General features: G+C 38.4%; 13 protein-coding genes. 5 read left to right on the top strand and 8 right to left on the bottom strand.

Annotated features, from left to right (window positions below; genetic code table 11):
* Window positions 1-35: 35 nt before the first annotated feature.
* The gene (locus IV514_RS13365; protein ID WP_206485757.1) at window positions 36-2,411 is read right to left on the bottom strand and encodes a TonB-dependent receptor; all 2,376 of its coding nucleotides are present in this window, start codon (window positions 2,409-2,411) and stop codon (window positions 36-38) included.
* A 151-nt stretch (window positions 2,412-2,562) separates the two neighbouring features.
* Here IV514_RS13365 and IV514_RS13370 point away from each other — a divergent pair, with 151 nt between their 5' ends.
* The 3 genes from IV514_RS13370 (at window position 2,563) to pepE (ending at window position 5,122) form a co-directional block, all read left to right on the top strand.
* Window positions 2,563-3,573: an AraC family transcriptional regulator gene (locus tag IV514_RS13370; protein ID WP_206485758.1), complete on the top strand. Its 1,011-nt coding sequence runs from the start codon at window positions 2,563-2,565 to the stop codon at window positions 3,571-3,573.
* A 396-nt stretch (window positions 3,574-3,969) separates the two neighbouring features.
* The gene (locus tag IV514_RS13375; RefSeq protein WP_206485759.1) at window positions 3,970-4,368 is read left to right on the top strand and encodes a type II toxin-antitoxin system HicB family antitoxin; all 399 of its coding nucleotides are present in this window, start codon (window positions 3,970-3,972) and stop codon (window positions 4,366-4,368) included.
* A gap of 22 nt (window positions 4,369-4,390) precedes the next feature.
* Window positions 4,391-5,122, top strand: a complete 732-nt coding sequence (pepE, locus tag IV514_RS13380) for a dipeptidase PepE (protein WP_206485890.1) — start codon at window positions 4,391-4,393, stop codon at window positions 5,120-5,122.
* A 9-nt stretch (window positions 5,123-5,131) separates the two neighbouring features.
* Here pepE and bioD read toward each other — a convergent pair whose 3' ends face one another.
* Genes bioD through bioB form a run of 4 tightly spaced genes read right to left on the bottom strand, consistent with a single transcriptional unit; the run spans window position 5,132 to window position 8,822 of the window.
* The gene (bioD, locus tag IV514_RS13385; RefSeq protein WP_206485760.1) at window positions 5,132-5,797 is read right to left on the bottom strand and encodes a dethiobiotin synthase; all 666 of its coding nucleotides are present in this window, start codon (window positions 5,795-5,797) and stop codon (window positions 5,132-5,134) included.
* A 5-nt stretch (window positions 5,798-5,802) separates the two neighbouring features.
* Window positions 5,803-6,588, bottom strand: a complete 786-nt coding sequence (gene bioC / locus IV514_RS13390; RefSeq protein WP_206485761.1) for a malonyl-ACP O-methyltransferase BioC — start codon at window positions 6,586-6,588, stop codon at window positions 5,803-5,805.
* Window positions 6,588-7,730 carry an 8-amino-7-oxononanoate synthase gene (locus tag IV514_RS13395; protein WP_206485762.1) on the bottom strand — a complete coding sequence of 381 codons (1,143 nt, stop codon included), beginning with the start codon at window positions 7,728-7,730 and terminating at the stop codon, window positions 6,588-6,590. The genes bioC and IV514_RS13395 overlap by 1 nt, the downstream gene beginning before the upstream one ends.
* 15 nt (window positions 7,731-7,745) lie before the next feature.
* Window positions 7,746-8,822 carry a biotin synthase BioB gene (gene bioB, locus IV514_RS13400; protein ID WP_206485763.1) on the bottom strand — a complete coding sequence of 359 codons (1,077 nt, stop codon included), beginning with the start codon at window positions 8,820-8,822 and terminating at the stop codon, window positions 7,746-7,748.
* 118 nt (window positions 8,823-8,940) lie between these two features.
* Between bioB and bioA the strand changes: the two genes are divergently transcribed.
* On the top strand, window positions 8,941-10,242 hold the full coding sequence (gene bioA, locus IV514_RS13405) for an adenosylmethionine--8-amino-7-oxononanoate transaminase (RefSeq protein WP_206485764.1): 1,302 nt from the start codon (window positions 8,941-8,943) through the stop codon (window positions 10,240-10,242).
* Here bioA and IV514_RS13410 read toward each other — a convergent pair.
* Complete coding sequence (locus IV514_RS13410; protein ID WP_206485765.1) at window positions 10,239-10,607, bottom strand: hypothetical protein; 369 nt, start codon at window positions 10,605-10,607, stop codon at window positions 10,239-10,241. The two genes, bioA and IV514_RS13410, sit on opposite strands and share 4 nt — an antisense overlap.
* A gap of 145 nt (window positions 10,608-10,752) precedes the next feature.
* Between IV514_RS13410 and asnS the strand changes: the two genes are divergently transcribed.
* Entirely contained in the window at window positions 10,753-12,153 is a 1,401-nt protein-coding gene (gene asnS / locus IV514_RS13415; RefSeq protein ID WP_206485766.1) for an asparagine--tRNA ligase, read from the top strand.
* 67 nt (window positions 12,154-12,220) lie between these two features.
* On the opposite strand, the gene IV514_RS13420 is transcribed toward asnS, so the two are convergent.
* Window positions 12,221-12,769, bottom strand: a complete 549-nt coding sequence (locus IV514_RS13420) for an NAD(P)H nitroreductase (RefSeq protein ID WP_206485767.1) — start codon at window positions 12,767-12,769, stop codon at window positions 12,221-12,223.
* The gene (locus IV514_RS13425; RefSeq protein WP_206485768.1) at window positions 12,766-13,473 is read right to left on the bottom strand and encodes a DoxX family protein; all 708 of its coding nucleotides are present in this window, start codon (window positions 13,471-13,473) and stop codon (window positions 12,766-12,768) included. The genes IV514_RS13420 and IV514_RS13425 overlap by 4 nt, the downstream gene beginning before the upstream one ends.
* Window positions 13,474-13,627 lie beyond the last annotated feature (154 nt).

The raw sequence follows: 13,627 nt of genomic DNA on the forward strand, positions 1-13,627 counted from the left end.
TTTTCACACTTACATCTTAATAGTTAAACTATTGATTAAAAATTATAGTCCACTTGAATACCGTATACGGCTGGACGATCAACAAAACCATAAAAAGTGTTGGTACCGAAGGTACTGCCTGACAGTGGCGCATTGCCAACATAAGTTAACACTTTTTCATTGGTGATATTTTTACCAAATAACGCAACATTCCAGTTTTCACTTTCCAGTGCTACTCGAACATCAACTTTATTATAGGCATCTACTTCATATAATGGGTTTAAGTTAACATCAACATTTTGCTTAGATGAATGATATAAACCAAGCGTTCCTCTAAAATACTCAAAGCCAAGCAATGATGTTTCAGTGAAATAATCTAAGCCAATATTACCGGTTAATTTAGGCGTATATTGACCAGATTTACCCGTATAATCACATAGTTGATTTCCATCAGCGCCTATAACACCATCAGGTATTTGTCGGTTGTGACAGTTACCGTTTTTAAAGTCTTTATATTCATGATCTAAATAGGCGACTCCGTATTGCATTGTTAAGTTGTCTAGGATCATCCAACGACCTTCAAGCTCAACACCTTGAACCACGGTTTCTTTAGCATTACCAACGTTAAAACCTAAAATTCCGTCAAACTGACTCACTTGTAAGTTATCGTATTCGGTACGGTATAACGATAAGTTGATCTCAAGTGTTTTATCTAATAATAATGATTTGATCCCTGTTTCATAAGCGGTTGCATCTTCTTCATCAAATTCCCAAGAATTCACATTATTTGCTCTGGCATCAAAACCACCTGCTTTAAAGCCAGTTGTTGCCGAAGCATATGCCATCACATCTTGACTTAATTTATAACTGACATTAATTAACGGTGTAAAAGAACTTTCATCTCTTGCTCCGGTTAAATTATGTCCCTGAGGCGATAAAGGGCTTTGTTCATTTTCAATACCAAATGCCGCATTAAACAAAATAGCTGCCATAGGATCTTCTGCTATCGCACCTGTTGCAGTATTGGTGATATTCATTGATCTACTGGCCGTTTTTTCTTCACTGGTATAGCGAGCACCCAGCGTTAAAGTTAAGGCATCAGTAAAATGATAACGCCCTTGGAAAAAAGCTGACCACATATCTGTGTCTAATTGATAGCTGCGCCCTGCACCATTACCTGTTATTGGTGCTAATGCTCCACCAGATAATAAACCAAGCACACTATTGGTTGGCACTTGGATATCATCCTTAAAATCAAGTTCACTGGTTTGGTAAAATAATCCCCCTAACCAGTCAAATTGCTCACCAACGGGAGATACTAAACGGATTTCTTGACTAAACTGTTGATATTCTTCATCAATGAATACCGAGAAAACAGGGGCCGCAGTATAATCACAATCACAAGTTTCAATAAAATCATAGGAAACTAAGCCAGATACAGCCGTTAACGTGTAATCCCCTAGCTCAAAATTTGCTGTTAATGTAGCGTTGTTTAAAGTATTAGTACTACTTTCTTCCGCATCGGCTTGTCGAACAAAATCAAGTTTACTGTCTGTGATTGCTCCTGGATGACCTAATATACCGAGGATTTGTTCAAAATTAACACCAGGGATAGGTGAACCAGCTAAAGCAGGATCGTCTTGAATGATTTCAATTTGGCGACCAGTGCCATCGAATTCATCCCGTTCAACTTTGAACAGAAAATTCATATCATCTCTTGGTTCCCACAGAAGGCTTAAACGAACAGCTTGCTCATCACGAATGGTTTCATCTCTGTCTTTAAAGGTGTTTTCGATATAACCATCTTCAGAATAATCACGAACGGCTATGCGAGCAGATAGGGTGTCAGTGAGGCTGCCTGATGCCATGCCAGTAAGTTCTGTTGCTCCAAACTTTGGTTGATGTTGTAAACTAAAATGTAGCTCAGTATCCTGTGTTGGCTTAGCAGAGCTCAAGTTTAAAGCCCCTGCAACAGAGTTTTTACCGAACATGATCGATTGTGGCCCTTTTAAAACTTCAGCCCTTTCTAAATCGAGGAACGGCATACGTAGTAATTGTTGGCGACCGTAGTAGATACCATCGATATATTGGCCGACAGATTGCTCAAATCCTTGGTTGTTCCCTGTGCCTATCCCTCTAATAAAAATTTGAGTACTAATACCTGTTTCTGTCATATGCAAATTAGGCACAGCGTATTGTAAATCATCAATTTTCTCGATGCTTTTCTCTTTTAATGCGCTGGCATTTAAAACATTCATCGAGATAGGTGTTTCTTGTGCATTTTCAGCACGTTTTTGTGCGGTTACCTCAATAACCTCTAAGCCTGATTGTTTTGTATTCTCTGTCTTATTTTGATCTTGAGCTGTTGCTGTAAATACAGCCAATGCACAAGCACTCAAAGTAAAAAGACCTGTTTTCCCCATATTTTTCATGTCTTGTTCTCTATAGTTATTATAATGTCATTTTCTATATAAACAGTTTTTAATTATTTAAATAAGGTGAATATCGGTCAAAATTTAGTTTAAAACGGTCAAAATTAATGCTTTACTATATGCAAAATGGACAACAACAATCCGAATATCGATGGAATCAAATAATTTACTTGGCCATATTTTTGCCCACAAACTTAAATTTATTACCTCAGTTCTCATTAAAAATGGTATTAGTTATTCAACATTGCTTGATGGTGTGAATATCTCAATCGAAGAGTTAGACGATCAGGATACAAAAATAAACAGAGAACAAATTATTCGCTTCTATCGCAATATTGTTGATCTTAAGATTCCAGGCATAGGGTTAATTTTAGGCAAGTCTGTACGAACCAATCATTACGGTTTGTACGGTTGTACTATGCTCAGTTGTATTGGTTTACGCAAAACATTGGAATTTGCTATTCGCTACCATGATTTAGCAACCCGAACGATCAACATGTCACTTGTTGCAGACAAAGAGCAAGAAATAACCTATTTTCGATTTGAAGATCTGATCAGTGTCCCCGAGCTATACCAATTTAATATTGAGCTACAAGCCGCCATAATGTTAACTCTTTCACAAGAGTGTTTAGGGGATAACAGTTTTTATTTTGATGAATTGAAATTCAGCTACCCTAAGCCAAAACATGCTCATTTATACGAAGAGTTTTTTCACTGCCCTATCAGTTATGATCACGCCCATAACGAATTTGTAATGACAAATGATAAGTTGTTATTGCCAACACAACGCAGTAACCCTTTTGCTATTCCCATTTTACTTGATCAATGTGATGCGGTGTTAAATTCAATCGAAGCAAAAAATGAATTTTTGATCACCATAAACCAATGGGTCGCTACCAATATGCAGAAAAACATTTCTGCGGAGCAGTTATCTGCCTACTTATGTATTACGCCCCGCACACTAAGACGAAAGTTAGCTGAGCACGGCACTAACTTTAGGGAAATATTACAGAAACTTCGTTGCGATGCTGCGAAAAAACTTATTACTGAAACACAATTAACAATGGAAGATATTGCCAGTGCGATTGGTTTTAGTGATGTTTCAAATTTTAGAGCCGCGTTTAAAAAGTGGACGGGGCATTCACCATCTAGCTTGCGATAACTAGCCATTCACTCTTTGACTCTGACACAAGCTCCTCCTTTATAATTCAAAAAAGGTTTTTACTCTCGTTCAGATAACGCAGAAAAGCTAGTAAGCATCTGATCTAAGACCTCATGCCGAGGTGAAAAATTTAATCGTTACTTTCATTATCACCACTCTGATAACTCTTAATCGTTTATAAAAACTTTGCTGCGTAGCTTAGTAAACACACCTTATTTTTAAGTGTACATACAAAAAGTAATTACTTGCTTCACTATTCCTAGGAGTTATAAGGGTTACAATTAAAAGTCAATCAAGGGTTATCAGGGTTAGTTTGTGTTTTTTATATAGAGTTGCTAGGGTTATAGAAATGTTGTACGGTAGGGGTTATAAGAGTTATTTAAAGGTTAGAGAAAAATGAAGTATCCAGTTAAAATTATTCGAATAAAAGAAGATAATAACTACCAGCTAACAGTGCCTGATTTACCAGGCTGTAAAGTATCAGGTGCTAGTATCGAAATGGTTATGAATGCTGTTCATCACACCATAGCCGATCATTTACAAATATTGGCGGAATATGGCGAGTCTATCCCCCACGCGAGCACTATTGATAATTTAATAACACAACAGCCAAATGCGATATGGGCAATAGTCGATTTTGATATAGTGCCGTATTTAGGGAAAAGTCATAAAATTAATGTTACTTTACCTGAATTGCTCATTAAGCAAATTGATGATCGGGTCAGTAAAAGCGAACAATACCGTACTCGTTCAGGATTTATCGCAACCGCTTGTGTTGCTCAATTAAGTAAATAATAAAAAGTATGTAAACACCATGATGAAAAAAAATTTACTGCTCTTAAGTAGTTCTCGTGTAGGGCAAACCGATTATTTAGTGCATGCTCTACCATTAATAAATAAGCAACTCTGTGCTGCAAATGTGACCGAGGTGTTATTTATCCCTTTTGCTGGCGTTACAATGAGCTATCAAGCTTATAAAGCAAAAGTTGAACAAGCGATGTCAGCGATCAATATCAAGGTGAGTAGTATTGATGAGTTTGATGATCCAAAACTTGCGGTTGAGCAAGCACAGGCTATTGTTGTTGGTGGTGGTAACACTTTTAGATTATTAGAACGTCTTTATCATTTTGATGTGATCACATCGATCCAAAAGAAAGTTGCACAAGGCACACCATACATAGGTTGGAGTGCAGGCAGTAATATTGCTGGTTTATCCATCAGAACAACCAATGATATGCCAATTATTGAGCCACCGAGCTTTGCTGGCTTGGCGTTAGTGGGGGTTCAGTTGAACCCACATTATACTGATTACAACCCGCCTGGTTTTAACGGTGAAACACGCGAACAACGTTTGGCTGAATTTATGGTACTCAATCCTGATATCAGTATTATCGGCATTGAAGAAGGCTCTGGCCTTAAAGTGGATAATGATAATATGAAGTTAGTGCTTGGTAATAATGTCTCGGCGAATGGCTTTTTATTTAAACAAAATCAAAAATTTATCATTTCGACAGAAGATGACTTATCTGAGCTAATTAAAGAGAACTAATATCCTTAATTAAAGTGGTGATGTATCAAGTAACATCGCCACTTTTTTTATCTCTTGTTCATATGGTACTTTACCCAAAAACGGCGCTTGGATAAGCGATGCCAACTCTTCAATATTATCTGACAAGTACGGCATTTCATCTGGGCAATTTGCTACCCAGCCAGCACAATTAAGACCATCATGTAGAATTGCCTGATAAGTTAATAGCGCGTGGTTTAAACAACCAAGCTTCATATTTACCACTAAAATAACGTCTTGTTTACTTTGTTGTGCAAACTCAGAAAGAAAATGTCCATTCCCTAAAGGAAGACGCCAGCCACCTGCTCCTTCAGTGATAACCACATCAGGAGAGAGTTGACAAATCGTTTGATATACCGATTTTATCTGACCCACATCAATAGCTTTATTGTGCTTATCTGCTGCAATATGCGGAGCGATAGGCTCTTCAAAGGCAATTGGATTAATCTGAGTTATGGCTTGGTCACAGTTACTCTGCATCATTAATAACTCTGCATCTTGATTAATCAATTGACCATCACGCCATTCACAACCAGCAGAAATAGGCTTATACACAGCAACTTTTTTACCTTGTTGTGTTAATGCATAAACAAGCGATTGGGCAATTTGGGTTTTACCCGCGTCAGTATCTGTTGCGGTAATGAAATATTTTTTCATATCTACTAATAGGTTAATTTAACTAACATTCCTGAATATATACGATACGTGGCAGGATAGATGCCATTAGGCTCAACAAAGTCTTGATAGCTGGTGGTCATTTTTTGCCATTTATCTTTTCCTGCCAGCCCTTTTGATAGTTTATTCGGTACTTTATTGGCACCTAAACCTTTTAATTCACGTGCAAGGTGGATAACATTTTCATATTCTAAAATAATATCTTTGCTTTCTTGTGTTAACAGCTTGCAGCGTTCACCGTTAAACAAAGTATTTAATTCTTGTTCCGTTCTAAAATCGATAACATGTTTATCATTATCTACCTGTGCCCAAGAAGATTTTAATTCAAATAATGTACCATCGATCAATGTCGAAAAAATGAATAAACCGCCAGGTTTTAATACCCTAAGCAGCTCTGTTAGTACACTGTCTAAATCCGCACACCACTGGATCATTAGGTTTGAATAAATCAGATCTATTGAGTTATCCGCAATGGGTAATTTATATGCGTCGGCTTCAAGCCAGGTGATCACATCACTACGTTGTTCCTTGGCAAAATGCAGCATCTTATTAGAGAAATCTAAACCAATCACTTGGTCAAAATGTTCAGCAAGTATATTAGTAAAAAAACCAGTGCCGCAGCCTAAATCTAAAACGGTTAAGTCATTACGATTAGGTAACCAAGGCATTAAATATTTGCCAGAATAACGCTGTAATCTGGCTGAAACATCGTAGGATTGACTCGCTGAACCAAAAGATTTTGCAATTTTAGCGCGCACTTTTTCATTTGGCATTAATTAACCACCTCATTAATTTTATCCGCTAAGTATCTGATATCATTATGACTATGACCAGCGCAAATAGTAACGCGTAACCTTGAAGTTCCTTTTTTTACCGTTGGTGGTCTGATGGCAGACAGCCAAATTCCGTGAGATTTTAATTTTTCTGCAATTGCTAGCGCACTTTCTTCACTGCCTAAAACAATGGCATGAATTGACGAAGATGTGGGTAGCAATTTCACTGAAGACTTAAGTGTAGTCGAAAATATTTGGCTTAATTCAACAATTTTATCACGTCGCCATTGTTCTTGTTGCAACAATTCAATACTGGCTTTAGTCGCCCATGCCATTGCTGGTGACATTGCTGTTGAATAAATGTAGTCACGACAAAAGTTAAGTAAATAATCATAGAGTGTTTCATCGCAAGCGACAAATGCCCCGCTAGTGGCGATGGCTTTGCCAAATGTCGCCATGGTAATTTCAATTGGCTGCTGAGAGCTTGCACTGCCCTGACCTTGCTTACCGATCACACCAATACTGTGCGCATCATCAAGATACAACCAAGCCTGGTGTTTATTAGCGATATCACGAAGCTTGGAGACATCAGCCTGATCGCCATCCATACTAAATACACCTTCAGAGACAATCAGATTATTTTTACCCTGTTGTTTAGACAATAAATTGTCTAAGTGTTGATAATCATTATGAAAAAAACGCTTAGCGTTTGACTGTTTAGTAAATGCACCATCAATGAGTGAAGCGTGGGATAACTTATCAAGCCAAAAATAGTTATCATCACCAGCGAGTGCTTTTAACACGCCTGAGTTTGCGGAAAAGCCACTATTAAATAACACACACTTAGGTTTATTTAACCATTGACAAATGGTGTCCTCAAGCGCTTGATGGGCATAATGATAGCCAGTGATCAGACTCGAGCCGGTTGAACAAGCACCATAGTTATCAACGCCATATTGCATGGCTTTATTAATACTTGGGTGCTGATTTAGGCCGAGGTAGTCATTAGAAGAAAAATTGAGATAAGATTTCCCTGCTATTTTAATCTCTCGGCCCGCCGCTTGCTCGACTAATTGTCGATACCGATATAAGTGTTCTCTTTTTTGCCTAGCAAGTTGTTGCGTTAAATATGAAAAACTCATTATTTCATAAAGGAATTATTTAGCGGCATTATAGAAAAGATCACTGTGTTGCTGCTCAGCAACTTGAGCAGCAATTTGTTGTTGTTCGAATGATTCATCCACCTCATTAGCAACCGTTTCGGTATTGATGCCTAACTTTTTGAATAACAACACATCTTGATTGGTTTCAGGGTTAGCAGCTGTGAGTAATTTACAGCCAAAAAATATCGAATTAGCCCCAGCTAAGAAACACATTGCTTGCATTTGTTCATTCATCGCTTCACGGCCTGCAGATAAACGGACATGGCTTTTCGGCATCATGATCCTCGCAACAGCAATACAACGGATAAAGTCAAAATTATCCAGATCTTCTACTTCAGATAATGGCGTACCTTCAATTTTAACTAACATATTGATCGGTACACTTTCTGGTTGTGGAGACAAATTAGCCAGTTGTACAAGTAAAGAAGCGCGATCATTTGCCTGCTCACCTAAACCAACAATACCACCACTACATACCTTCATGCCGGCACCGCGCACATTATCTAAAGTATCTAAACGATCTTGGTAAGTACGTGTTGTGATGATTTGGTTATAATGTTCAGGAGAAGTATCTAAATTATGGTTGTAATAATCCAAGCCTGCAGCTTGTAATTCGTTGGCTTGGTCAGATGATAACATGCCGAGTGTCATGCAAGTTTCTAAACCAAGTGATTTAACGCCTTTGACCATTTCAACCACATAAGGCATGTCTCTTTCTTTTGGATTGCGCCATGCTGCCCCCATACAAAAACGGGTAGAGCCTTGCTCTTTCGCTTTCTTTGCCGCTTCAAGTACCTTTTCCACTTCCATTAAGCGTTCTTTTTCAATGTCAGTTTTATAACGAGCACTTTGAGAGCAGTATTTACAATCCTCAGGACAAGCCCCGGTTTTAATAGACAATAAGGTACTTACTTGAACTTCATTGGCATTAAAGTGTTGGCGATGCACGGTTTGTGCTTTAAACATAAGGTCATTAAAAGGTAAGGCAAATAATGCATTAACTTCATCGAGTGTCCAATTATGACGGATGCCCTCAGTAATTTGAGTTGAAGAGTGATCTATTTGAGTCATTTGTACTACCTATTTACCTTTAAAACCTGAAGAAATGAAATTGCATCGAGCTATTTTAACGGGTAGTCTATGCGCAAAACCCACATTGTCAACAAGTTGTTATTTTAAAAGTTTACAAATGAGTAATAATTATACAGAAAAGCTTGAATTTGACCGTCAACATATTTGGCACCCTTATACTTCGATGAGTACGCCATTACCTTCCTACTTGGTGAAGTCAGCTCAAGGTGTCTATATTAACTTAGCTTCCGGCGAGTCGTTAATTGACGGTATGTCATCATGGTGGTCCGTTTTACATGGTTATAATCACCCCACTCTTAATGACGCCTTAACTAGCCAGATTAGCCAAGTTTCTCACGTGATGTTTGGTGGTCTAACGCACGACCCCGCCATCAAGCTCGCTCAAACGTTAATCGATATTACTCCAAATGGGCTTGATAGAATTTTCTTCTCAGACAGCGGCTCAGTCTCGGTCGAAGTTGCCATTAAAATGGCATTGCAATACTGGCAAAGTCAAGAAAAAGCAGGTAAACATAAACTAATGACGGTGAGAAATGGCTATCATGGCGATACGTTTGCCGCAATGTCAGTGTGTGATCCGGTAACGGGTATGCACCAAATCTTTGATAATGTTTTGATGAAAAGTATTTTTGCTCCTGCGCCGCAAACCGCCATTGATGAAACTTGGCACGAGCAAGAACTTGAAACACTTAACACCTTATTTAAAAACCACCATCATGAAGTGGCGGCGTTTATTATTGAGCCTATCGTTCAAGGTACCGGTGGTATGCGCTTTTATCATCCACAATACCTAAAAGCGCTTCGTGCCTTGTGTGATCAATATGATGTCTTGTTAATTGCCGATGAAATAGCAACAGGCCTTGGCCGAACAGGAAAGCTTTTTGCGTGTGAATGGGCAGAAATTTCACCAGATATTATGTGCTTAGGTAAAACCCTTACTGGAGGTTATCTTACCTTAGCAGCTACCTTGTGCCGGTCTGATATTGCAACAACCATCAGTGAGGGTGAAGCCAGTTGCTTTATGCATGGCCCAACTTATATGGCTAACCCACTGGCCTGTAGTGTAGCTAATGCCAGTATTGATTTGCTTCTTAAGCAAGATTGGCAAATGGTAGTAGGGAAAATCAGCGAACAACTGAGCCAAGAGTTATTACCGTTAAAGGTAATAGACAAAGTTGCTAACACTAGAGTACTAGGCTCGATTGGTGTGGTAGAGACTACGCATGTTGTTAATGTTGCCCAGATACAAAAACGATTTGTTGAATTAGGCGTATGGATCCGCCCATTTGGTAAGCTGATTTATATTATGCCGCCTTTGATCATTAAACCGGAAGAAATTTCGAAACTAGTCAATGCTATTAAAACGGTGTTAACTGAACCTGAGTGCTTTAACGGTTAACGGTTCATTAAATGAAAGGCAATATAAATTATCCATGCCACTGATATGACAAATAACAAGATAAAGTTGAAATGTTTATTATCGGTTTTGCGCCGACTACGGTATTTATTAATGATCAAACAGAGGTAGCTTAAAAAGGCGCTACACCATAATAGAACATACAAATATCCTGTTAATGGCGTTAGCCAAAACTTGCGAATTGTGATTTCTCGATAGCGTAATACACCATAATCATGTTCAGGGGCGGCATAATAAGAAACAAATAACGCAATAATAAAAATTAGCCATGCAAGCACCGCTATAATTTTAAGCGATTTGTACCAAAAATCTTTAGATTGTCGTCTTTCTTGTTCAGGTAAATGCATGGTTGAGATCCTTTTCGCAAAAATTTTTCATTTTTGTTAAAAAATTAGACCGTATTACTCAAGTTTTACTTGTTAAACCGAATGATCACGGTAACATATCCCTCCCTAATTCGAGAACAAAATTTAATAGTAAAGAGGTTGATAAATGTCAGTTATAGCAATTACTGATGTATTAGCAGGGAAATTTCCTGTTGATAAAGAAATCACCGTACATGGTTGGATCCGTACCCGCCGTGATTCAAAAGCCGGGATTTCATTTTTAGCGATTCATGATGGAACGTGTTTTGATGCAATTCAAGCCATTGCCCCCAATGAATTAGATAATTATCAATCTGAAGTATTAAAGCTAACTACCGGCGCAGGCGTTCGTGTTACTGGTTTATTAGTAGAATCACCAGGCAAAGGTCAATCATTTGAAATTCAAGCCACTAAAGTGGAAGTGTTAGGGTTAGTTGAAGATCCTGATACTTATCCAATGGCTGCAAAGCGTCACTCGATTGAATTTTTACGTGAACATGCACATTTACGTCCACGCACCAATATTGGCGGTGCGGTTACGCGGGTAAGAAATTCCCTTGCACAAGCTATTCATCGTTTTCTTCATGAAAAAGGCTATCTGTGGATCAGCACCCCGTTAATTACAGGTAGTGACTGTGAAGGCGCAGGTGAGATGTTCCGCGTTAGTACATTAGATATGGAAAACTTACCTCGTACCGATAAAGGTGACGTTGATTACAGTGAAGACTTTTTCGGCAAAGAAACCTTCTTAACGGTTTCTGGCCAATTGAATGTTGAAACCTACTGTTGTGCGTTATCAAAAGTTTATACCTTTGGTCCAACTTTCAGAGCGGAAAACTCTAATACCAGTCGCCATCTTGCCGAGTTTTGGATGATAGAACCAGAAATTGCTTTTGCGGATTTATCAGATGCAGCAGATCTGGCAGAAGAAATGCTGAAATATGTATTTAAAGCGGTATTAGAAGAACGTGCTGACGATATGGCATTTTTCCAACAACGTGTTGATAAAACAGTTATTGACCGTTTAAATTCAGTGATCAATAGTGAATTTACCCGCATGGATTACACCGATGCCATCACTATTTTAGAAAACTGCGGTAAAAACTTTGAAAACCCAGTTGCCTGGGGGGTTGATTTAAATTCTGAGCATGAACGTTACTTGGCTGAAGAGCATGTAGGCGGCCCAGTAGTTTTACAAAACTACCCGAAAGACATTAAGTCATTTTATATGCGATTAAATGACGATGGTAAAACAGTGGCAGCAATGGATATATTAGCACCAGGTATTGGTGAAATTATCGGTGGCAGCCAACGTGAAGAACGTTTAGATGTATTGGACGAGCGTTTAGCTGAAATGAATTTAGATCCTGTTGACTATGGTTGGTATCGCGATTTACGTCGTTACGGCACAGTGCCACATTCTGGTTTTGGTTTAGGCTTTGAACGTCTGGTTGCCTACGCCACAGGTATGCAGAACGTTCGTGATGTGATCCCATTTCCACGTACACCAAATAACGCTGCGTACTAAATAACTCAATATTATTGAATTATCATAAAAATGCCCTCGATTGAGGGCATTTTTGTTTAGATATAAACTACAAGTAACTAACGTTATCTGAGTAATATCTCGTCTCTTTCTGAGCAAGTTGTTTAGTTGGCGTGCCAATATATAAAAAACCGACAATGTCGTTATGCGCTTCAATCGATAATTGCTGTTTGACTACTGAATTGATACTGAGATCCCCTGTTCGCCACATTGCACCATAGCCAAGTGTAAATGAAGCCATTTGCATGGCATGAGTACAGCACCCTGCGGTGATCATTTGCTCATGATGTGGCACCTTTTCATGCTGTTGATACTGCGTTGAAACAACGATAATTAAAGGGGCACGAAATGGCATCTTTGCCGTTTTTTCTAACTTCGCTGTATCTGGTGCACTTTCACTAATAGCTTGAACAAAAATATCACTAAGCTTTTGTAGTCCTTGCTCTTTGACCACAGTAAAATGATAAGGTTTTAATGCGCCATGATCCGGCACTCGCATCCCTGCAGTTAATATCGTCTCTAAATCTTCATCACTGGGCGCTGGCGCTGTTAATAAAGGAGTTGATTGGCGGGTTAGTAATAAATCTAAACCATTCATAAATACTTATTATTCTCAATTCGTGGCAATAAATAATAAGTATACAGGTAATGATCGACACTGGTAAATCGTCCAGCGCCAATAAATAATAACGCAAGCAATAAAATAAAATAGGTTGCAGCAAATTCAATCCCATTATTAAGTATCACAATATTGCCTTTTTCATAGAGCCAAGGTGTATGGCCATTTTCTGCTAAAATAGCTCGCATGCGCGCTAATCGTTCACTAGCTTGTTCACTATTTGTCAAACTTTGCGCAGCACCGTCACTGCCTAACCAGTAAAACACTTTTGCAGGACTAATATTGGCGTTAGTTGGTGTTATCGCAAACCAACCATTTTCGGCATGAACCGTTGTTGCCGCGATCACCATAGTAAACAGCAATGGAATTGTGATCAGCCTAGTTAATAAACCAACAAGTAATAACCAACCACCAAAAAATTCAGTCCACGCGGCAAGGTTTGCTAATAATTCAGGAAAAGGTAAACCTAAGCCCCACTCAGCATTACCAAACCAATTAATAATATCTTGTTTGGCGAAAATGGATGAAAGCCCACTACTGTCGGGATCTGAAAGTTGTAATTTACTGTAGCCTGCCATAATAAAAACTGGCGCTAAATAAATACGAATTAATAAGGCAGAAATACCATCTAAAAACTTAAGTTTCTGTACGGCAGAATGATAAAAAGAAATTATGGTCATCATATCAATGTGAGTATCAGTAAAAAAATAAAGTATAGTTTATAAGAACCTAGAGGGTAGAGATTCCTTTCAACAAAAATTTATTTAGCTTAGCCACTATTTTACTCAAGCACTATTCAGTAAAATATATTTATCAACAACGAATTAGATTAATTAT

This window comes from Thalassotalea sp. G2M2-11, assembly GCF_017168195.1.
Taxonomy (GTDB): Bacteria; Pseudomonadota; Gammaproteobacteria; order Enterobacterales; family Alteromonadaceae; genus Thalassotalea_E.